Origin of the sequence: Fibrella aquatica, from assembly GCF_041321135.1 — a bacterium.
In the GTDB taxonomy this organism is placed as follows: domain Bacteria; phylum Bacteroidota; class Bacteroidia; order Cytophagales; family Spirosomataceae; genus Fibrella; species Fibrella aquatica.
In genome coordinates, this window is the sequence record NZ_JBGGWF010000002.1 from 103171 (window position 1) to 124357 (window position 21187).

A 21187-nucleotide genomic window follows, 5' to 3' on the forward strand; every position below is an offset into this window, starting at 1 on the left:
AGAATTGGCTGATGGTGCGTGCTGTGCCATAGAGTATGCAACCTACAACCAAGTAGCTGAGAGCTTATTCCCGCAAAATAGAGAACTGATCAGGACTGCCTATCCTGCCTGTGCGTTCCTCTTTCGCACTGGTTGATCAGCCATATAGGAGCATCCTGAAAACCTTTGACCTTCACAAGTGCTTACTGTTTTTGATTTAACAACACATACGATGACCAATCAGACTACGCTCAGCTCCGAAGAGTTTGACGCCATTAAACAGGCTATCAATAACATACGCGTTGCCTTTTTAACAACCCAGGGACCCAACGGTACGTTGCGAACCCGCCCTATGGTTACTCACCAACTTGATGCCGATGGAACCATGTGGTTTTTTACGCGGGATAACTCGATTAAGGCAGCACATATCCGTCTCCACCCCGGTATTGCACTTGGCTTTTCAGACCTACAATCGCAGGTATCGGCGGCCACTGCCGGTGAAGCCGAAATTGTGAAAGACCAGGCTAAAATCGATGCTTTATGGAATGATTCTTTACATGAGTGGTTTCCAGAGGGGAAAGATGATCCGAATATAGTGCTGATTCGCGTTACCACTCAGGATGGTCATTGCTGGGAATAAGGAAGGTTCGTAACTTATTGATTAAGAAGCTGTTGTTTTCTGTTTCGTGCAGTTTGTCAAGAGCCGCTATAGTCCTGGCTATGCTATTGAGTACCTGACAAGAGCCATGTAAGTTGGCATAGGCCCTTTGAAGTAGGCATTTCTGACCTGTAGCTATTCGATCAGGGGTAGATAACGTTCCTGAAACAGGTGAATATGATGGGCTTCGTGACCGGGTATGATGTGAGCTAACGCATTTAGGGTAAGCGGATGGCCACTAGCTATGCCTCGGCGTTCGTAGGCGGCTGGTGTAAATGAGTCGAACAGGCTGAGGGTTGCTGCTCTGACTGTGTCATACTCCTGCCAGATAGAGGGAAGGGAGCGGGCGTCGGCCTCAGAGGTGGGTACGTAATCGTCCTGCTCGAAACCCGGCAAAGGCGTTTTATCGCCCCGGCCAATTCGCAGCGCCCGGTACGCAAAAATCCGTTCGGTGTCAATCATATGCACCAATGATTCCTTGATGCTCCATTTTCCTGGTGCGTAGCGAAACAGCGCTTGCTCGTCGCTAAGTCCCGACAGAAGGGCTTTTAGCGCATCGGCCTGTTTGCGCAGTTGATCGAGAGGATTCTGTCCTTCCGGAACAAGCCGAACATAGGTGCTGGCCATTGGCGAGTAATCGGCGGGAGTAGGGCGAGTAATCATGGGTGCCAATGTAGTAAAGCTGTTTGACATATCATTGTTGATCACTTTTTTTCAACTCCTCCATAGAAGCTTACCGGCATCGAACAGGCAGTAGCTTGTAGGCTCATATACCTTGAGTAGTTGATGAGCCACTCTTAAGGCATTATTACCCAACGATACTTGTTGTAAGAATTGCCTTAAACCGCTTATCTTTAGTGCTTAACTAATACTTATCGGCTGTGAGAAAAGTGCATCAACTCCTGCGCTGGCTGACACGAAACAGGCTCTATCTGATTACCGGAATCGCCTTGTCGGTACTGGTAACGGCTTGCTTCCTTAACCCAAACCGTCAAATTGGCTCGGTTGCTTCGGCTGCTATACCAGACGAGGTCGACTACAACTTTCATATTCGTCCTATCCTGTCGGATAACTGTTATAAATGCCACGGTCCCGATGCCAGCAAGCGGGAAGCCGACCTGGGGCTCGATACAGAGGCCGATGCCTATGCGGCCCTAAAAGACAATCCAAACCTGCATGGTATTGTCCCCGGCGACCCATTGACGTCGGCGGTGTGGCTGCGCATCACCACAAGAGATACGGCCGAGGTGATGCCGCCTGTTAATTCAAACTTGAAACTGACGGAACATCAGATTGCCCTCATCGAGAAGTGGATAAAGCAGGGGGCAAAATTTAAACCTCACTGGGCCTTCATTCAGCCCCAACTCCCCAAACTGCCCGAAGTAGCGGATGAAGACTGGTCACGTAATGCAATTGATCATTTCACGCTGGCCAAAATGAGTGAGATGGGTCTGGCCCCTAATCCAGAAGCGGACAAGGAGCGGCTGTTGAAACGCGTATCGCTCGACCTTACGGGCCTGCCTCCATCGCTCGATTTGCAAAAGCGGTTCAGCAACGACGCGTCGGAAAATGCCTACGAGAAGGTAGTCGACGAGTTGCTCAGGAGCCGTCACTACGGCGAAAAAATGGCCATTCAATGGCTCGATGTGGCTCGGTATGCCGATTCTCATGGCTATCAGGACGACGGGTTGCGAACTATGTGGCCCTGGCGTGATTGGGTGATCCATGCCTTTAACCAGAATTATGGCTACGATAAATTCCTGACCTGGCAATTGGCCGGCGACCTGCTAAAAGGCCCAAACGGAACGCCCCCCACCAAAGAAATGATGCTGGCCACGGGCTTCAACCGAAACCACAAAATCACGCAGGAAGGCGGGGTGATCGATGAAGAGTACCGCATTGAGTACGTTACCGATCGAACAAATACGTTTGGCAAGACTTTTCTGGCCCTTACCTACGAATGCGCCAAATGTCACGACCACAAGTACGACCCGATTCTCCAAAAAGATTACTACAGCGCCTTTGCCTTCTTTAATCAGGTGCCGGAAAAAGGGCTTTTTGGTACTATCGACGCGTCATTCGCCGATCCTCCAAACTTGAAAATAACCGATCAGGATGTGAAGGACCTGCTTCGGTTCATCAATAAAAAAGATACGGCTTCAGTCATGGTCATGGTGATGAAAGATCAGGACACGCTCCGAAAAACGCACGTGCTTAGCCGGGGCAACTACGATCAGCCGTCGAAGGAGGTTTCGGCAGCGATGCCAGCCTTTATCATGCCCTTCGATGCGAAAAAATATACCCAAAACCGGCTCGGTCTGGCCCGCTGGATGACCGATCCAAAAAATCCACTCACAGCACGGGTATTCGTTAACCGGCTGTGGCAGGAGTTTTTCGGGCGGGGACTGGTGAAAACCGTAGGCGATTTTGGTATGCAGGGCGAGTTGCCTTCTCACCCCGAACTGCTCGACTGGCTGGCAGTCGACTTCCGAACCCATAATTGGGACATCAAACGGCTGGTGAAGCAGATTGTGCTGTCGGCTACCTACCGGCAATCGGCTGTTATTACCAAAGAAAAACTGGCCAAAGACCCCGAAAATGTGTACCTCTCGCACGCACCCCGGCTGCGCCTTCCGGCCGAACTGGTTCGCGATCTGGTACTGACGAGCAGCGGCTTGCTGAACCCCGAAGTGGGCGGGCCAAGCGTAAAACCGTATCAGCCTAAAGGCTTGTGGGAAGTGGCAACGTCGGGTCGGGGATCGCTGGCGCGTTATGTACAAGACCACGGAACGGCCCTGTATCGCCGGGGCATGTATGTGTTTATTAAGCGTACCGTGCCGCCCCCGTCTATGCTCATGTTCGATGCCAGTAACCGCGATCAGTGCGAAGTGAAACGGTCGCGTACAAACACGCCGCTACAGGCACTGGCCATGCTCAACGACCCGATGGTGTTGGAATCGGCGCGGGTATTGGCCGAAAAGTTGATGCTCGAGAAATCGATGCCAGACAATAAAATAGAAAAAGCGTTTCGGTTAATTCTCTGTCGAACGCCCAAAAGCAAGGAGATGAAAGTACTGCAGGCCTACTACGCCGACGAAAAATCGGCGTTTACGGCCACTCCTAAAAAAGCGGCCAATCTGCTGGCCGTTGGGGAAACTCCTGCGGCCACCGTGGCTGATAAACCCGCTACGGCGGCCCTCATGCAAACGCTGTTGATGTTGTACAACCTCGAAGAAGCTATCATGCTATGAACGAGTTTATTGAAAATCGGCTGAATGTAAACCGTCGGCATTTCCTGGGCAAAGCCGCCGCCGGTATTGGTGGACTGGCACTGGGTTCATTACTCGTGCCCGACTTGTTTCGTGGCGCTGACGACGAAGCAGATGGGTTGCCGCTGGGTATTGCTCATTTTGCACCGAAAGCCAAGCGGGTTATCTACCTGTTTCAGAATGGTGCCCCCTCGCAATATGAAAGCTTCGAGTACAAACCGATGCTCAACAAAATGGCGGGGCAGGAATTACCGGCTTCTATCAGGAATGGGCAACGGCTCACGGGGATGACCGCCAATCAGGCTAAGTTCCCACTCGTGGGGTCGCACTTTCAGTTTAAGCAGTATGGAAAGTCGGGGATGTGGATGAGTGAGCTGTTCCCGAACATTGCCAACATCGTTGACGATATCTGTATGATCAAAACGATGAACACAGAGGCTATCAACCACGACCCGGCGCTGACTTTCCTGCAAACGGGGGCACAGCAGGGGAACCGTCCAAGTATGGGGGCATGGGTAAGCTACGGGCTCGGCTCCGACAACAAAAACCTCCCCGCTTTTTCGGTACTGCTGTCGCGCGGTAAGGGCAATGGGCAGGGCGTGTATTCTAAACTCTGGACCAACGGCTTTCTGGACTCGACGCATCAGGGCGTTGTGTTTAGCAGTGGCGAAGAACCCATTCTGTACCTCAATAACCCCGAAGGTACCGACCGCGCCGCGCGCCGGAAGATGCTCGACAATCTGGCCGAACTGAACAACCTGGCCTACGACGATTTTGGCGATCCCGAAATCAAAGCAAAGGTGCAGCAGTATGAGATGGCTTACCGAATGCAAACGGCCGTGCCCGAACTGACCGACCTGAGCAAGGAGCCCGACCATATCATTAAACTCTACGGTCCCGAGTGTTTGGTGCCAGGTACGTTTGCGGCCAACTGTTTGCTGGCCCGAAAACTTTCCGAAGCCGGGGTGCGGTTTGTGCAGTTATACCATCAGGGCTGGGATCAGCACGGCAACATGGTGGGCGAAATGCCCCTCCAGGCCAAAGATACTGACCGGGCGTCAGCGGCCCTGATTACGGACCTTAAACAGCGGGGACTGCTCGACGAAACGCTCGTGATCTGGGGCGGCGAGTTTGGCCGAACCAACTACAGTCAGGGCACCGCCACTAAAGACAATTACGGCCGCGACCACCATCCGAGAGCCTATTGTACCTGGATGGCAGGTGGTGGCGTGAAGCCGGGAACCGTTTATGGCGAAACAGACGAGTTTGGCTATAACGTGGTGCGCGATCCGGTGCATATTCATGATTTCCACGCCACCGTAATGCACCTGATGGGGCTTGACCACGAGCGTCTCACCTACAAGCACCTCGGTCGCCGGTATCGCCTAACCGACATTGCCGGCAACGTGCTACCGGGACTAATTGCCTAAACCCGGTTTCGGGTAACGGTTGCTGCCGGAAGCCAAAGATTTAAATCGTTCAAATTGCCATTCACCTGCCATGCGTCGTTTTCAGGCGGTTGCCGCCAACGTCCTTTTTGCCCTCAACCTGCTGCTCATTTTCCTGCTGATTTTCCAGGAAAAGGTGACTATTCCTGTTTGGTTGAAACCCATTGGACGACTCCACCCCATGCTCTTGCATTTACCCATCGGGCTATTGGTGGTAGTTGGGTTACTGTGGGTTTTCAGGCGGTCTTTTGCCGGAGATGGCGTTGAGCTGCTTTTTCGCTTTTTGCTGTTGATTACCGCTCTGACGTCAGTCACGGCTGCGTTAATGGGTTTCTTTCTGTCGCGTGAGGGTGGGTATGCCGATAATTTGCTCAACTGGCATAAATACACTGGCGTGGGTATGAGCGTGTTGGCTTATGGTCTCTTTCTGCTGTCTCAGCGAGAGGCCGGAAATAAACCGGTCTTTGGCCCACTATTGGGTTTGAGTACCCTTTGCCTGTTTGTCACCGGGCACTTTGGTGCCAGTTTAACCCACGGTGAAGAGTACCTGTTTCCGAACGCTGAGCCAGAAACAGCCATCGCGTTTACCGACGAGACGCCCGTGTTCGTGAGTACCATTGAGCCGATTTTAAAAGCCAAATGCTATCAGTGCCATAACGAACAGAAACAGAAAGGGCAATTGCTGATGAGTACCCTGGCGGGTTTACTGAAAGGGGGTAAAAATGGACCTGTCTGGGTAGCGGGTGATCCACTCAACAGTCACCTGATTCAGCGCGTCGACCTGCCCCTCGACGATAAAAAGCATATGCCTCCCAAGGGCAAGCCTCAACTGGCACCCGACGAAGTTGCCTTGCTGACCGCCTGGATTAAAGCCGGAGCCGACACAAAGAAATCGTTGCGGGCCTTGGCTCAGAACGATCCCCTACGCCTGATGGTACAGGCTCATTTACGTACCCAAACCCAAACCGGGAAGGGCGGCGAAGCTAGCTATACATTCGATGCGGTTTCGCCCGAAACGCTCAAAAAGGTGAATACGCCATTTCGGGTGGTGGTACCGCTGGCGCATGGCTCTCCGGCCTTGCAGGCTAGTTTTTACGTGCGAGAGGCTTACAAGTCAGAACACCTCTCAGAACTGTCTGACGTGAAAACGCAACTCGTTTCGCTTAACCTGACCAATATGCCGGTGCAGGACGAAGACCTGAAAATCATTACCCAGTTTGAAAATCTCGAAAAGCTTATTCTGAATAACAGTGAGATAACTGGCCAGACGTTGACCGATCTGAAAAAACTCGCCAAACTGACTAGTCTCGCCTTGTCGGGTACCAAAGTAGACAGGGCTACCCTGGCTGCGTTGGCTCAACTGCCTGGTTTAAAAGAAGTATTTGTCTGGAATACGCCCATCACAGCAACTGATTTGGCTCAACTACAACAGCAAAATAGGGACATTCGGTTTATGGCCGGGTACGTACCTGACGATGCCGAGATCCTGAAGTTGAACCCGCCTATTCTGGTCAACGAGCAGTTTGTAGTGACCGCCCAAACACCCGTTACGTTCAGGCATCCGCTACGGGGCGTTGCTATCCGCTACACGACCGACGGAACGGACCCTGATTCGGTGAACGGGCCTGTTTATCGAAAACCGTTTGCCGTCAATGGCTACACGGTCGTGAAGGCACGGGCAACTAAAGACAAATGGTATACCAGCGAACTGGTCGAATACACTTTTTTTGGTCGGCAATACCAGCCCGGCCGGGTCGAATTGGTCAATGAACCCAACCCGCAATACGTGGGCGAGGGGGGTAAAACTCTGATCGATCAGAAAAAAGGGACGATAGAAAATGCAAAAGACGTGGCCTGGCTTGGCTACCGCGAAAAGCCGTTCGAGGCCTTCTTTACTTTTGGCCGTCCAGTGCCGCTCAAATCGGTTACCTTAAGCATTGGTAAAAGCACCGGCAACTACATTATGCCCCCAACTTCCGTCGAAATTTGGGGAGGGACCGATAAGGCGCATTTGAAACTGCTCCGAAAAATTGAACCGGAGCAGCCGAAAAAAGAAGAACCGGCACGGATCGAAGGCATTCAAGTGGCGCTAAAGGGTGAAGGTTGCGCCGTTGTAAAGGTAGTAGCCCATCCGGTCACTAAACTACCGGCCTGGCATCGGGGCAAGGGCGACCCCGGCTGGGTTTTTGTGGATGAGGTATTTTTTAATTGATTGGATTCTTCATTGGGGTATAAAAAAAGCCTGCACGAAGGCAGGCTTGATTGTTGGCTTCATCCATTAAAGTTTTTCCCAGGCTAATTGCCAGCCGGTGGCCAGTACATCGCGAACAGGCATAGGCACACCAGGTGTATGGCTTTTATCAACGGCCACCAGTCGGAGCGGCTTAGATTCGCGGGTTTGTGACGACATAACCCGATCGGCCCGGAGATACACACGCCTCGATGCTTTGTCGATGATTTCGATGTGCGCGTATACCATATCGCCCACCATCAGTTTTGTTTCATCGATGGTCTGAGGGCTGGTCACCTCAAATACAAACAGTTGCCCTTCGGTTAATTCGGTATTGGTGAGGCTGCGGGTTTGTAGGGACGGCCAAAATCGGGATACCGACTCAGAAACGGGTGCGGCTTTGGTTTGGGTCAGCGCAACGGGCCGCACATCGGTTAAGCGAACTGTTTCGCGTGTTGTTTCGCCGCCAATCAGCACCGTAGCATCAGCTAACGAAGCAACCGACATCTCGTCAGGTACGTTCTCGCTTTCTGTTTCGGGGTGGGGTGTTTCAATCACCGCCAGCATCGATTGTCGATCAGCGGAAGTTAGTTTGATCTTTTGCCCGGAAATTGCAAGAATGGCTTCGTCACTCAGGAGGTCACCATAGTGTTCTGGACGAGTCAGCAACTCCTTGTAAGCCAGTGCCTGATACACATAGAGTTGTGTTTCCGCTTTGGCAAAGGGCAGCATCAGCGGGTGATCGAGCGGGAATTTTTTGCTAAGCTGAGCAATATAGGTTGGGCCGGAGTTATAGGCTGAAGCCGCCAGCATCCAGGAGCCTGTTTGCCGATAGAGTTCCCATAAATACCGGCAGGCGGCCTGAGTAGCCTTGCGAACATCGTACCGCTGATCATTCCGTTTGCGAACAGACAGGCCAAGCTTCCGGGCAGTCTGTGGCATAAGCTGCCAAAGCCCGGCGGCCCCTTTTCGGGATATAGCCTTATTTTTTAACTCACTTTCTACAAGCGCCAGATATTTCAGGTCTTTAGGAATGGCGTTTTGCTCCAGAATGGGTTCGATAATGGGAAACAGAACGGCTGCTTTTCGCTGAATATCAATCAATTCATTGGTATACCGGGCACGGCGAACAATAGTTTTATTCCACCGTTGGGCAACAATAGGCAGGTAGCTGGGAAGTTGTTCTCCACAAAAGTGCACATCGCTGTTGGTGGGCGCAGTTACCTGAGGTACCAACTGTGCCCAAAGCAGATTGCCTTGAAGAAGGCTAAAGCAAATAGTAGTGGCAAGTAGCAGAATTCGCATGTATGGGAAGCGCAGAGGCTATTGGGTGGCAAATTAATGTACCTGCCTGAGGTAGGTACGGTAACCGCTGGTCTCCAATCTCTCTGTTCGCGCTCCTCGTTCGGCTTAGTCCAGCAGCCGGATATTGAAATTCTTCAGTGCATTCTTTTTGATAACACGAACCAATCTACCTTTTTCGTAGATATACTCATCTTCGCGGTCGGCAAGCTTTGCCCTATAAGAGGGGCGGGACGTTAGCGCTGTGGTAAAATAGTCGCCGAAATATTCGGCATATACCTGCTGACGTCCAGTTGGTTCGCTAAAGTACAGCTTCGAAACGGTAAAGTCAATTTTGCGGTTTTCCCGGGCTTTGCGTACGTATTTATACTGATTAGCCTCAATATCGTAGTAGTTACCTTTCCATTCGGTGCGTGAACTGTACGTGCCTTTATTCGTACGGGCTTCTACCGTACTCAGCATGAGCTGATCATTTTTGAAACGGCTAATCACTTTATAATAAATGATCAACTTATAAACCAAAAAATTAACCTGAACATCACTGATTTGTGTGTAAAGTGCCTCATTGTCAGTTAATTGATGACGGGTTGCCGTCATAGTGCCGATTCTTGCGCCAGCAATGTCAATGGCATAATGATGGGTTTCTAGTCCTTGTTGCCCAATCGCCTGTCTGGTTGTTCCAAGAAGTAGGAGCAACAGTACCATAGATCGCACAATAGGGTGGTGAGAAAATAAAGGCATTTGGGCTCAGATTATTATAAATATTTCTGTTTAGTTAACTCGGTTTTTGGCTCGTTTTGTGTAGATATACTTACCATTATCAGCCTATGCTAACTCTAAACATATCGTATGCGTCTAGTTTACTTTTTGAGTGTCTTATTTATCTCGCTTACGACAGGATACGTTAGTCAGGCTCAGCAAAAAATACCTCCATCAGCTCTGTTTTGCGGCGCCCCAGAACTGACAGACGGGCAGCGGCGCGAACTCGATCAGTTGGCAAAGCTGGCGTTAGCCATGAAAATGTCAGCGAACGCTGCCCCAACAGCATTGACGTATGTACCCATCCGTCCGCACATTTTCCGAACATCGGCTGGCGCAGGTGGCATTAATCTGGCCAAACTGAATCGGATAATGGCTGTCACGAACAGCTATTACCTGCTCAACGGATTTGGCATCCAGTTTTATTTTGCCGGCAATACACCTGATTACATTGACAATGATTCATACTACAGTGTCTTTAACCCTGATAACGAAGACATTGTTGTAGCAGGACGGGACGTACCCAATGCGATGAATATGTATTTCGTCGACAGTTTCTCTGAGTCTGGATTAGGAGGATACGCTTATTTTCCGGCGAATCTGTTGAAAACAACCCGGTCATTTATTCTGAACGAATCTAATGAAGCCGATCTGGGGAACCGATTACTGCCGCACGAACTAGGCCATAATTTCAACCTATACCACACCTTTCAGGGTAGTACAGGCAACGTACCTGAGTTGGTGACAAGGGGAGTGGGGGCTAACTGTACCACGGCCGGTGATCTAGTGTGCGATACCCCTGCTGATCCGTATGGCCGGGCAGGAGCTAGCACTGCATCAGTCAATGGCTGTCAGCAGTATAACGGCACGGCTACTGATCCACAGGGCGCGCAGTATACGCCATCGATTACCAACATTATGTCGTATTATTTCCCCTGTACCCACGATTTTACAACGGGTCAGTATGATCGGATGGCGGCAGGGCTGGCGCTTCGACAGAATCACACGGCTTATTCGCTGACGTATCCGGTCACGGCCGTAACAGCGCCCGCTAACCTCTCGGTCACACTCTCGGCCAATGGCCGCTCGGTAGCGCTGAACTGGCAGGATCTGGCAACGAATGAAATGGGGTATTTTGTAGAGCGCTCTGCCAGGCCGACAGATGGTTTTGGGTCGGTCGGTGGCACAGGCCCCGACCAAACGTCGTTTACAGACGCTAATCTGCCTATGGGTGGCGTTTTTTATTACCGAATACGCCCTTCCAACACAACAACCGGAAGTTTGAGTCAAGTGGTGGTTGTGAATGTGCCTGTGTGTAAACCGACGTATGTATCGTCGTGTGCGGTTAGCAACGGGTTGGCGAGTGTAACGCTGAATGGGACCATCCTGAGTACGGTGTCGGGTTGTGCGGTGTCTGGATATTCGTCGTTAACAACCATCTCGGCAGTGGCTGGAGCGGGCCAGAGTATTCCTTTTTCGGCTACCCTACTAAATGCAGGTGTACCGCTCTACACCGCCGTTTGGGTCGATTTGAACCGAAACGGAGTTTTTGAAGGTACAGAATTATTGGCCCGTACACCGGCTGCAGGTACAGGTAGCGTTACGTTATCGCTGGCCTTACCCGTCAGTTTAACCATCGGATCAGTGCAGGTGCGTGTGTTGACTGCAACAACACTGCCGACCGACCCCTGCGGAAATTACGCTGGTGGTGAGGCTGAAGATTATCTGCTGACTATTGTAAACCCGGCCAACTGTGCGGCCCCAACGGCACTAACAGTTACCGCTGTGGGAACCACCACCGCCGTGCTGGCGTGGACTGCCTCGACCGGAGGACCACCTTTCGCTGTACAATATCGGCCAACAGGCACAAGCAACTGGTCTTCTGTTAGCGGTATCTCGGGAACTTCACTCACACTAAGTGGCCTCTCTTTCGACCGGACGTATGAATGGCAGGTGCTGGCGCTTTGTGGTACTGCGGGCAGTTCACCTCTATCGGTAGCTGGCTTATTCGTGACAGCCTGTTCAACCCCAATTGGATTGACAACTGCCCCCATCTACAGCAACTCCGCTCAGCTAAACTGGAGCGGAGGGGCCGATAATACCTATTCCCTGCAATGGCGATTGGTTGGAAACCCAGCTTGGACCACAATTGCGCTGGTTTCGTCGATGAGCTATACCCTTGCCGGTTTAACCACTAATGCGGTCTATGAATGGCGGGTCGCGACCAACTGTTCGTCGGGTCCGTCGGCCTATTCACCACCTGTCAGCTTTACGGCTAATGGTCCACTAGCTTACTGTATTCCGGGAATTGAGGAAGGCTGTGCTGATAATGATGGACTGAACGGATTTACCCTGGGCAATTTTGTGATGAGCAGTAATTCGGGTTGTTCACCGGGAGCTTACCAGTCTTTTACAACTGTTGGGGCTACACTCAGGGCTGGACAATCGTATCCGTTCCTGGCATCGTTGCTGAGTACAGTGTATCAGGAAGGGCTGGCTATCTGGATTGATCTGGATAAAAATGGCATTTTCAGTGCTGGTGAATTAAGCTACTCGTCACCTACTCTACAAACAACTTCCATTGCCGGTTCGCTGGCGTTGCCTGGCAACACAGCCCCGGGCGAGTATCGAATGCGGGTCAGAGTTGCCTATATCATGGTGCCATCAGATCCGTGCTCCACCGTCACCTATGGTGAAACCGAAGATTATGTCATTAGCGTGTGCGCATCTGCTTCGGCTACGTTGGCTGGTTCACAAACTATTACCTCTGGCCAAACAGCTACACTTAGTGTGTCATTGGCTGGTTCAGGGCCGTGGTCGTTTACCATAGGAAACGGGAACTCGTTTAGTGGTATAACCACGTCGCCCTTCGCCCTTACGGTAAACCCAACCATTACCACATCGTATTCGCTCATTCAGGTTGAAAACAGTTGTGGTGTAGGGGTGAGCAATGGAGAGGCTGTCATCACGGTTGTTCAACCCTGCGAACCACCAGCCTCCATCACGGTGGTTGGTCTGTCGGCCACATCAGCTTCAGTGACCTGGGAAAACCGGGATCTATCGACTTATGTGGTTGAATGGCAGGAAGTGGGTTTGATCAACTGGCCTGGTTCAATGACCGTTAACGCGCCTAATGCACAACTGACTGGGTTGGTGCCCAACACTGATTATGCTGTTCGGGTATGGGTGCTTTGTTCGGGTGGCATCTTGTCCGAGTATTCGCAATCGCAATCATTTACCACGTTGGCGGCAGCTGATCTGGCGCTGGCAATGGTAGTCAGTAACCGCACACCGGCGGTCAATGAAGTAGTAACGTTCACGGTTGTGGTCAGTAACGCGGGTCCGCAACTGGCAGACGGGGTACTGGTGAAAAGTCTGTTGCCGCCCAACATGACGTTTGCCGGTAGCAGCCTAACATCGATAGCCAGCGATGGAGAAACTGTTTACATGGCTGTGGTGGATGCGTTGCCCGCTGGTACGTCAACGTCAGGTACGTTCTCGTTCAGCGCACTGGTTACTCAGCCGGGTGTTTACCATTTAGCTGCTCAGATTATTGCCTCCAGCGTCGAGGATACCGATAGCTACCTGAATTCAGGGACGGCTGATGGCGACGACGATGCGGCCAGTGTTGATTTGCGTACCCGCGAAACGGGAAACAGCCTCTTTGAATCGCCCAACCCAACGCCACGCGTGTTGCCGACTGTGCTAGGCAATCAACCACTGCCCGAAGACACTGAAGCAGATCTGAGCCTTTCGCTGCAAGTAAACGAAAGAACACCACTATCGGGCTCCCCCATCAATGTGTCTGTGGTGGTGGCGAACCGGGGGGTACTTACTGCCACTGGCATCACCGCTACGGTAACTCTTCCTGCTGGCTGGGTGGTGACAAATACCGCCGGACTGATTATTGAAGGGCAGGTGGTAACGCTCACGGTGGCCAATCTGGCGGCCGGTCAGGTCACCGTCGTTAACGTACCTGTGCAGGTGGCGGGCAGTGGCGAGCAGCACATCCAGGGATTGATTACGGCGGCAGGGCAGCCCGATCTCGATTCGCCCCACACAAATGGACATGGTCTGGGTGAAGATGATGAAGCGGTGGTTAGCGTACGGGTTCGATAAAGAAAAAGCGGGGAAGTTTACTGAAAGGCTTTCCCAGTTTTGTTATCCGTTTTCTTTGGTCGTTCTTGCTATTGAGAAACGAATACGATCCTATTTCGACCGAATACGCGCTTTATGACGCCATCAACAACCCCTGAACCATCTACTTCTTCTGATCACTTTAACCGCTCGCTCGGTCTGCTCGACTCCACCCTGATTGTATCGGGTTCCATGATTGGATCGGGCATTTTTATTGTATCGGCATCGATGGCCCGTAACCTGGGCTCACCCGGCTGGCTTATGATGCTCTGGATCATGACCGGTATTCTGACCGTGGCCGCAGCCCTGAGTTACGGTGAGCTGGCCGGGATGATGCCAAAGGCTGGTGGTCAGTACGTGTATATTCAACGGGCCTACAATCCGTTGCTGGGTTTCGTCTATGGGTGGACCGTTTTCACTGTCATCCAGACCGGCACCATTGCGGCGGTGGCTGTGGCCTTCACCAAGTTTACGGCGGTTTTTGTGCCCGCGCTGAACCCCGAGATTACCTGGTTCGCTATTGGACCCGTCACGTTTTCGCTGGGAAAATTCTTTGCCATCGGTAGTATCGTGTTGCTTACCTGGCTGAACAGCCGGGGTGTACAAAGCGGCAAACTGATTCAAAACGTATTCACCTCGGCTAAACTTGTGGCGCTATTCGGGCTGCTTCTGCTGGGCATCGGCTTTGGCATGGCAAACGGGTCGCTGACGGCCAATTTTCAGGATATGTGGACAGCGACCAAAACGGTTGTCGATCCCGTCACCAACGCCGTGAGCATTACCCCTTTGGTTGGTTCAGCGCTGCTGCTGGCTTTCGGCGTATCGATGATTGGTTCACTCTTTTCGGCCGATGCCTGGAATAACGTGACGTTTATCGCCGGTGAAATTAAAAATCCACGCCGGAATATTCCCCTCAGTTTATTCTTCGGCACGTTGCTGGTCACCACCATATACGCGCTGGCCAATATCGCGTACCTGGCCGTGTTACCTCTGAAAGGACTGCCCGATGCCGCCGACGTAGTGGGTCGGGGTATGCAATTCGCTGAATTTGACCGCATCGGTACCGCCGCTGCCTCCATGGTGTTTGGCGATGTGGCCGTAGGCATCATGGCGGTACTGATTATGGTGTCGACCTTCGGCTGTAACAATGGCCTGATTCTGTCGGGTGCACGGCTGTATTATGCCATGGCTACCGACGGTCTGTTTCTGAAATCGGCCAGTAAGCTGAACAAAAATTCGGTGCCGGGGGCCGCTCTTTGGTTGCAGTGCGGCTGGGCGTCGTTGCTCTGCCTCTCGGGTAAATACGGCGACTTGCTTGACTATTGCACCTTCGCTTCGCTCGTGTTCTACATCGTCACAATTGGCGGGCTGTTTCTGCTTCGGGCTAAAGAACCCAATACCGAGCGGCCTTACCGCGCCTTCGGATACCCGTTCGTACCCGCCCTGTACATGGTTGCCGGTATCGGTATCTGCCTGATTCTGCTGATCGACCCGCAAACCCGATTCAATACCGGAATGGGTCTGGTAATCGCGGGACTCGGCGTGCCGGTTTACTTCTGGACAAAACGCTCGAATAGCTGAGAGGAAATCTTTGCATTTTTTTTCGATTGGTGGATACGAAGGCCCCGTCTACGGAATAGATGGGGCCTTCGCGTATTCTCACTGTCAGTGCTGTGCGCTGATATCTGATACGTGAGCAAACACGGAGAATCTGGAGTCCAACTCACAAGTTAGCGGTCGTTGGTAAGTCGTTTAACTAAAGCGTGAGCCCGTTCGTTGACAATAGAAAGGATTCTATCTGCTGCACTAGATGGCATCCTTCACTCAACTCTCTTCGTCCGAACAGGACGTTGTTGATACGTTATGAAAGTTATTATCACTTTTACTTCGCTGTTGGTATGGGCAGCGTCCTGCACGACGAATGGTCCCGGCAGTACCCTGTTTCGTGCCAATACGCCGCACGAACAATATCAGCGTTCGCTGAAAACGGCCCAACTTGATGAGACCGCACTGGGCATAGACTGGGCGGCGGCGGCCGACAGGGCATTGCTCGACTCCCTGAAAATTACGGTACCTTACCGCGAAAGTGGTTATTTCTCGGCTACTAAACCAGTGGCTGTAGGCTACCGAATCGACGGTAGTCGGGGCGATAAGCTAACGATTCGGGTCGAGGTGCAGGGGCGGGAGGCGGGGCGCGTATTTATCGATGTCTTTTCCTTGGGCAACGCCACGCCCGATCTGGTCGCGTTTGCGAAGGCTAACGCCGACAGTAACGCCACGGCCGAACTGGTTTGGGAACCACGACGTACACAAACCCACCTCATTCGTATTCAGCCCGAGTTACTGCGTTCGGGCCGCTACACCATCTCCGTCACCCGCGACCCGGTGTTAAGCTTTCCCGTGAAAGGGCGTACGAGTAGACAAATCAGCAGCTATTTTGGTGTAGCTCGCGATGGCGGTCGTCGCAGACACGAAGGTATTGATATTTTTGCGCCACGCGGTACGCCTGCCGTGGCCTCCGTCGATGGCGTTATCTCCCGAGTAGGCGTGAATGAGCTAGGTGGCAACGTGGTCTTCCTGACCGATAATGACCGCCAACAGCGCCTGTACTATGCCCACCTCGACCGGTTTAACGTCACCGATGGGCAAAGGGTGAGTATCGGCGATACGGTTGGTTTCATAGGGAATACAGGCAATGCACGCACAACCGGGCCACATCTTCATTTTGGCATTTATTCGTTTAATAAAGGGGCTGTTGACCCGTTACCCTTCGTGCGGCTTGGCCCCGGCCCCGCCCGGCAGGAGCTACCCGCCGTTTCCCTGCTCGGTGATTCCGTTAGGTTAACCACCACACGCGGTCAGTTGCGATTGGCTCCCGGTAGCGATTCACCGGTGTTGACTTCGTTATCCCGTCAACAGTTTATGACTGTGCAGGGAGGAACCGCCAACTGGTTGCGCGTTCTACTACCCAACGGACAAGCTGGGTACGTGGCTAAAGGAAGCTTTGAATCAATTGAAAAGCCGGTGCGAAGCGAATCGATCAACGTACCTACGCCGTTGCTCGATGAGGCGCATCCTGCAGCAGCGGTGATCACTACGCTGTCTGTAGGTACATCGGTGCGCGTGTTGGCTCAGTTGCCTAACTTTCTGCTGGTACGCGGCGAAACAGGGCAAACGGGGTGGCTCCTACGGCCTAGTCGTGCTCAATGATCCCAACCGTGTGAGGTGGGGGTCTTTTGAGGCGTTTCTGAAGTGGGTGGTTTGAGCAACACTGTACTATCTGGGCAACAGGCCCGAAGTTGGCGACGGAGCTTATCAACGTCCTGATCGCGGCCGTTCAAGTGAATACGCAGATCGTTCAGTTCGTCGGTATGGCGTTCAATGCGCCGATTATCGACCCACAGTAGTCCGGCGCCTCCGGCTATAAATAGCCCGAAGCCTACCAACAATGCGTAAATCGTGTTCTTTGATGAAGTCGACATTACCGATGCGTCCGGCAGCACCCGTTCACTATGCATAAAAAAACCTGTGGCCCTTATAGTCTTAGACGAAGACCAGGGCCACAGGTTACTATTTGTTACCGAAAATATTGAAGTTACCTCGCTGCTCCGTAATCCTGACCGGCACTTTGCGGGAAGTTCTTCATGATGCTAACCACTGTTTCGCGGAAAGCCAGATCACGGTTTTTCTCGTTTTTCTTAGTATTCAGCTGACCAGTGGCCCAACCCTGCCAAACGATGTTGTTGGTACGGCTATCGTAGATGTTGACAACAACCCGGTTTTCTTCGTACTGACGCGAATACACCTGATTGTTCATACCACCACCCCAACCCCAGCCACCCCAACCAAAGGGGCTACCCATGCCGGTTGATTGAACTTGCTGACGATCTTTAGAATCGGTGAAGAAACGAACCACCAGATCAGCGCCAATATCTTCAGATGGTTTGTAACCAAGCCCCTGTAACGATTGGTCCAGCGCTTCGGCAATGCGGCGCTGATTCAGGTTGCTACCCACAATAGGATCGGCATTGCGCTGCCGGTCAGCCTCGATGCGGTACGTGCTGAACTGACGTACATTCACTTTTGGGTCGTAGTCGTATTTAACGGCAATCGACGGTGCACAGGAAGCAAGTAAACCCGCTACGAATAAACCCGCTACTAAGCCTTTGATATACATGGTTGTGTTTTGTTAGATAATCAGTCGTCTGCCCGACGCAGGGTAAGGCCCCACAAGTACTAAATGTCATCGTAGACTACCAATAAACGGTACGCAGGTGACTGCTATTGTGTGGCACTATAATAACCAAAATCAGAAGTCTAAAGTTCTAGAAATTCACTACGGTCAGTTCGGGAAGCGGTGGTTTAACAATTTGACAATTAACAAGTTAGATATCCAGAAAAGCTAACTTATACAGCTGATCTCCGCTGTTCTCTAACCAAACTCTAATAGTAAAGTACCCGGCAAACAGACCTCCTCGTATAAGTGAGGACCCGGAATTTACGATCAGGGTTGTATCAAGTATAGCTGATTTTTTAGTTTACACAATAAGAGACTAATAACCAGTAGTTTACCTGGATAAAAGCATCAAAAAACCCGCTACCAAACATGGCAGCGGGTTTAATTCATATTGGTGTCATTATAATTATCCGGCAAGTGCCTCGGCACCACCTACTATCTCAAGGATTTCCTTGGTAATGGCTGCCTGACGAGTCCGGTTGTAGATAAGACGAAGTTCTTTGATTAGCTCACCGGCATTTTCCGTAGCTTTATCCATAGCCGTCATTCGGGCACCGTGTTCCGATGCGTTCGATTCCAGTACAGCTTTGTACAGTTGAATCTTCAGCGTTTTAGGAATCAGTTCCGTGATGATTTGCTCCTCACCAGGCTCAAAGCTATAGTTGACGCTCGTGGTCACGCCAGCCGGAGCAGGAGTCGACACGATCGGCAACATCTGCTCGGTGCGGATAATCTGCGTAGCTACGTTCCTGAACTCATTGTAAATCACCTCGACCACATCGAATTCGCCGTTGACGAATTGAGCCATCGCTTCTTCAGCGGCCTCACGAACAGTAGAGAAGCTCAGTGAGCCAAATGCATTAACGTGGTTGGCGTTTACTTTGAAGCCCCGGCGTTGCATGGCTTCGGCACCTTTCTTGCCAATCGCCATAACCTGCACCGTACCGCGACGGGCCTGCTCGGCGTATTGCTCACTGATGCGGGCTAATGCCGCTTTCACCACGTTCGTGTTGAAAGCACCGCAAAGTCCGCGATCTGAGGTGACAAGAATCAGCAATACGTTTTGTACGGGCCGTGCCTGTTTGTACGGGCTGTCGGCGGCGGCTTCGGCACCGGCTGAAACGGTTCCGAGCATTTCGCTCAATTTCTGGGCAAATGGACGCATTTGCGTGATGGCGTCCTGAGCCCGCCGCAACTTAGCCGCCGCCACCATTTTCATGGCTTTGGTGATTTGTTGCGTTGAGTTTACCGACGTAATCCGGCTGCGTACTTCCTTTAAACTGGCCATTTTTTTTGCGTCTAAAGTTCAAAGTCTAAAGCCTAAAGTTGCGTTGTGATGCTCAACAATGCTGAGATAGCGAAGCAACTTTAGACTTTGAACCTTAAACCTTGAACTTCTTTTTAATATTTCGCTGTCAATTCAGAAACCACTTTGCGAATGGCGGCGGTTGCCGTATCGCTCAGGTTGCCTTTACGAAGGTCGGTCAGGGCATCGGCATATTGCGTTTGCAGCAACATGTTGAATTCCGACTCAAATTCCTTCACCTTGTCGACAGGTACTTTATCCAGCAAACCGTTGGTTGAGGCGTAGATGATAGCTACCTGCTGCTCAACCGGAACGGGTGAGTACTGAGGCTGCTTCAACATCTCCTGGTTCCGGCGGCCACGGTCGATCGTCAGTTTAGTAGAGGCGTCAAGGTCAGAGCCAAACTTGGCGAAGGCTTCCAGTTCACGGAACTGAGCCTGGTCAAGTTTCAACGTACCTGCCACTTTTTTCATCGACTTGATCTGAGCGTTACCACCCACGCGTGATACCGAGATACCTACGTTAATGGCGGGACGGATACCGGCGTTGAAGAGGTTAGACTCCAGGAAGATCTGACCGTCGGTGATCGAGATTACGTTCGTTGGAATATAAGCCGAAACGTCACCTGCCTGCGTTTCGATGATCGGCAGGGCCGTCAGTGATCCACCACCTTTTACCTTACCTTTTAGGCTTGGTGGCAGGTCGTTCATTTCGCTGGCGATGTCGTCGTTCTGGTTGATTTTAGCGGCCCGCTCGAGCAGACGGCTGTGCAGGTAGAATACGTCACCTGGGTACGCTTCGCGTCCTGGTGGGCGACGCAGCAGCAGCGATACTTCACGGTACGATACAGCTTGCTTTGACAGATCATCATAAACAACCAGTGCCGGACGGCCCGTATCACGGAAGTACTCACCAATGGCGGCACCTGTGAACGGAGCAAAGAACTGCATAGGCGATGGGTCAGAAGCAGCAGCGGCAACAATTACCGTGTACTCCATGGCACCCGCTTTACGCAGGGTCGCTTCGATCTGCTTGATCGTTGAGGCTTTCTGGCCGCAGGCAACGTAGATACAGTAAACAGGCTCGCCTTTTTCGAAGAACTCGCGCTGGTTAATGATCGTATCGATCGCCACGGCAGTCTTACCTGTCTGACGGTCACCGATGATCAATTCACGCTGACCACGCCCGATGGGGATCATGGCGTCGATCGCTTTGATACCAGTCTGTAGGGGTTCTGTTACCGGCTGACGGTAGATAACACCAGGGGCTTTACGCTCCAGGGGCATTTCAAAGGTCTCGCCCTGAATGGGTCCGTTACCATCAATGGGTTGGCCAAGCGTGTTTACAACGCGGCCGAGGATGCCTTCACCTACGTTAACGTAAGCAATCTGGCTGGTGCGCTTTACGGTATCGCCTTCTTTTACCTCTGAGTAGTCGCCGAGCAATACTGCACCGACATTATCTTCTTCAAGGTTCAGCGCGAGCGCCTGCAAGCCATTGTTAAAGGCAAGCAATTCACCGGCCTGTACTTTAGACAAACCGTAGATACGCGCCACACCGTCGCCGATTTGCAGCACCGTACCCACTTCTTCGAGTTCAGCTTCGGTCTGCGCTCCAGCAAGCTGTGCGCGAAGGATAGCTGATACCTCATCGGGTCTTACGGACACCATATAGTCTGAGAAATCGTTAGTTAGAGATTATTTTTCGGGCGCAAAGGTACGGTTAAAATTCGATAAAACACCGATTAAAGCCCGACAAAGCAACGATTTCTTATACTATTCTAAGAATGAGGAGCCGAAGCATGTCTTGCTGACCAGTTGCCTTGGAGTTAAGGAAGAAATAGTTGCAGAAGTAGATAAACA

General features: G+C 51.8%; 14 protein-coding genes. 7 read left to right on the plus strand and 7 right to left on the minus strand.

Going from position 1 to position 21187, the window contains the following annotated elements:
* Positions 1–211 precede the first annotated feature (211 nt).
* Positions 212–619 (plus strand): pyridoxamine 5'-phosphate oxidase family protein, encoded by a 408-nt coding sequence (locus tag ACAW87_RS04415; RefSeq protein ID WP_370721945.1) that lies wholly within the window; start codon positions 212–214, stop codon positions 617–619.
* Positions 620–772: 153 nt separating this feature from the next.
* On the opposite strand, the gene ACAW87_RS04420 is transcribed toward ACAW87_RS04415, so the two are convergent.
* Positions 773–1300, minus strand: a complete 528-nt coding sequence (locus tag ACAW87_RS04420) for a DinB family protein (protein WP_370721946.1) — start codon at positions 1298–1300, stop codon at positions 773–775.
* A gap of 227 nt (positions 1301–1527) precedes the next feature.
* Here ACAW87_RS04420 and ACAW87_RS04425 point away from each other — a divergent pair, with 227 nt between their 5' ends.
* From ACAW87_RS04425 to ACAW87_RS04435, 3 genes are all read left to right on the plus strand, one after another.
* The gene (locus ACAW87_RS04425; protein ID WP_370722816.1) at positions 1528–3888 is read left to right on the plus strand and encodes a PSD1 and planctomycete cytochrome C domain-containing protein; all 2361 of its coding nucleotides are present in this window, start codon (positions 1528–1530) and stop codon (positions 3886–3888) included.
* Positions 3885–5336, plus strand: coding sequence for a DUF1501 domain-containing protein (locus tag ACAW87_RS04430; RefSeq protein WP_370721947.1), 1452 nt, complete (start codon positions 3885–3887; stop codon positions 5334–5336). Before ACAW87_RS04425 ends, ACAW87_RS04430 begins: the two co-directional genes overlap by 4 nt.
* A gap of 70 nt (positions 5337–5406) precedes the next feature.
* Positions 5407–7566 (plus strand): c-type cytochrome domain-containing protein, encoded by a 2160-nt coding sequence (locus ACAW87_RS04435; RefSeq protein WP_370721948.1) that lies wholly within the window; start codon positions 5407–5409, stop codon positions 7564–7566.
* A gap of 66 nt (positions 7567–7632) precedes the next feature.
* Here the strand turns inward: ACAW87_RS04435 and ACAW87_RS04440 are convergent, their stop codons facing one another.
* Together ACAW87_RS04440 and ACAW87_RS04445 are read right to left on the minus strand one after the other, a co-directional pair.
* Positions 7633–8889, minus strand: a complete 1257-nt coding sequence (locus ACAW87_RS04440) for a lytic transglycosylase domain-containing protein (RefSeq protein WP_370721949.1) — start codon at positions 8887–8889, stop codon at positions 7633–7635.
* A gap of 105 nt (positions 8890–8994) precedes the next feature.
* A complete protein-coding gene (locus ACAW87_RS04445) occupies positions 8995–9627 on the minus strand; it encodes a DUF6134 family protein (RefSeq protein ID WP_370721950.1) in 633 nt (210 codons plus the stop codon).
* A 108-nt stretch (positions 9628–9735) separates the two neighbouring features.
* Here ACAW87_RS04445 and ACAW87_RS04450 point away from each other — a divergent pair, with 108 nt between their 5' ends.
* From ACAW87_RS04450 to ACAW87_RS04460, 3 genes are all read left to right on the plus strand, one after another.
* The gene (locus tag ACAW87_RS04450; protein WP_370721951.1) at positions 9736–13764 is read left to right on the plus strand and encodes a GEVED domain-containing protein; all 4029 of its coding nucleotides are present in this window, start codon (positions 9736–9738) and stop codon (positions 13762–13764) included.
* A gap of 114 nt (positions 13765–13878) precedes the next feature.
* Complete coding sequence (locus tag ACAW87_RS04455) at positions 13879–15363, plus strand: APC family permease (RefSeq protein WP_370721952.1); 1485 nt, start codon at positions 13879–13881, stop codon at positions 15361–15363.
* A 282-nt stretch (positions 15364–15645) separates the two neighbouring features.
* A complete protein-coding gene (locus tag ACAW87_RS04460; protein WP_370721953.1) occupies positions 15646–16992 on the plus strand; it encodes a peptidoglycan DD-metalloendopeptidase family protein in 1347 nt (448 codons plus the stop codon).
* On the opposite strand, the gene ACAW87_RS04465 is transcribed toward ACAW87_RS04460, so the two are convergent.
* From ACAW87_RS04465 to atpA, 4 genes are all read right to left on the minus strand, one after another.
* Positions 16986–17264 carry a hypothetical protein gene (locus ACAW87_RS04465; protein WP_370721954.1) on the minus strand — a complete coding sequence of 93 codons (279 nt, stop codon included), beginning with the start codon at positions 17262–17264 and terminating at the stop codon, positions 16986–16988. The genes ACAW87_RS04460 and ACAW87_RS04465 overlap by 7 nt on opposite strands.
* Before the next feature lie 113 nt (positions 17265–17377).
* Positions 17378–17959 (minus strand): DUF4136 domain-containing protein, encoded by a 582-nt coding sequence (locus ACAW87_RS04470; protein WP_370721955.1) that lies wholly within the window; start codon positions 17957–17959, stop codon positions 17378–17380.
* 466 nt (positions 17960–18425) lie between these two features.
* Entirely contained in the window at positions 18426–19307 is an 882-nt protein-coding gene (gene atpG, locus ACAW87_RS04475; protein ID WP_370721956.1) for an ATP synthase F1 subunit gamma, read from the minus strand.
* A 113-nt stretch (positions 19308–19420) separates the two neighbouring features.
* Entirely contained in the window at positions 19421–20995 is a 1575-nt protein-coding gene (gene atpA / locus ACAW87_RS04480) for a F0F1 ATP synthase subunit alpha (protein WP_370721957.1), read from the minus strand.
* Between the last annotated feature and the right edge of the window lie 192 nt (positions 20996–21187).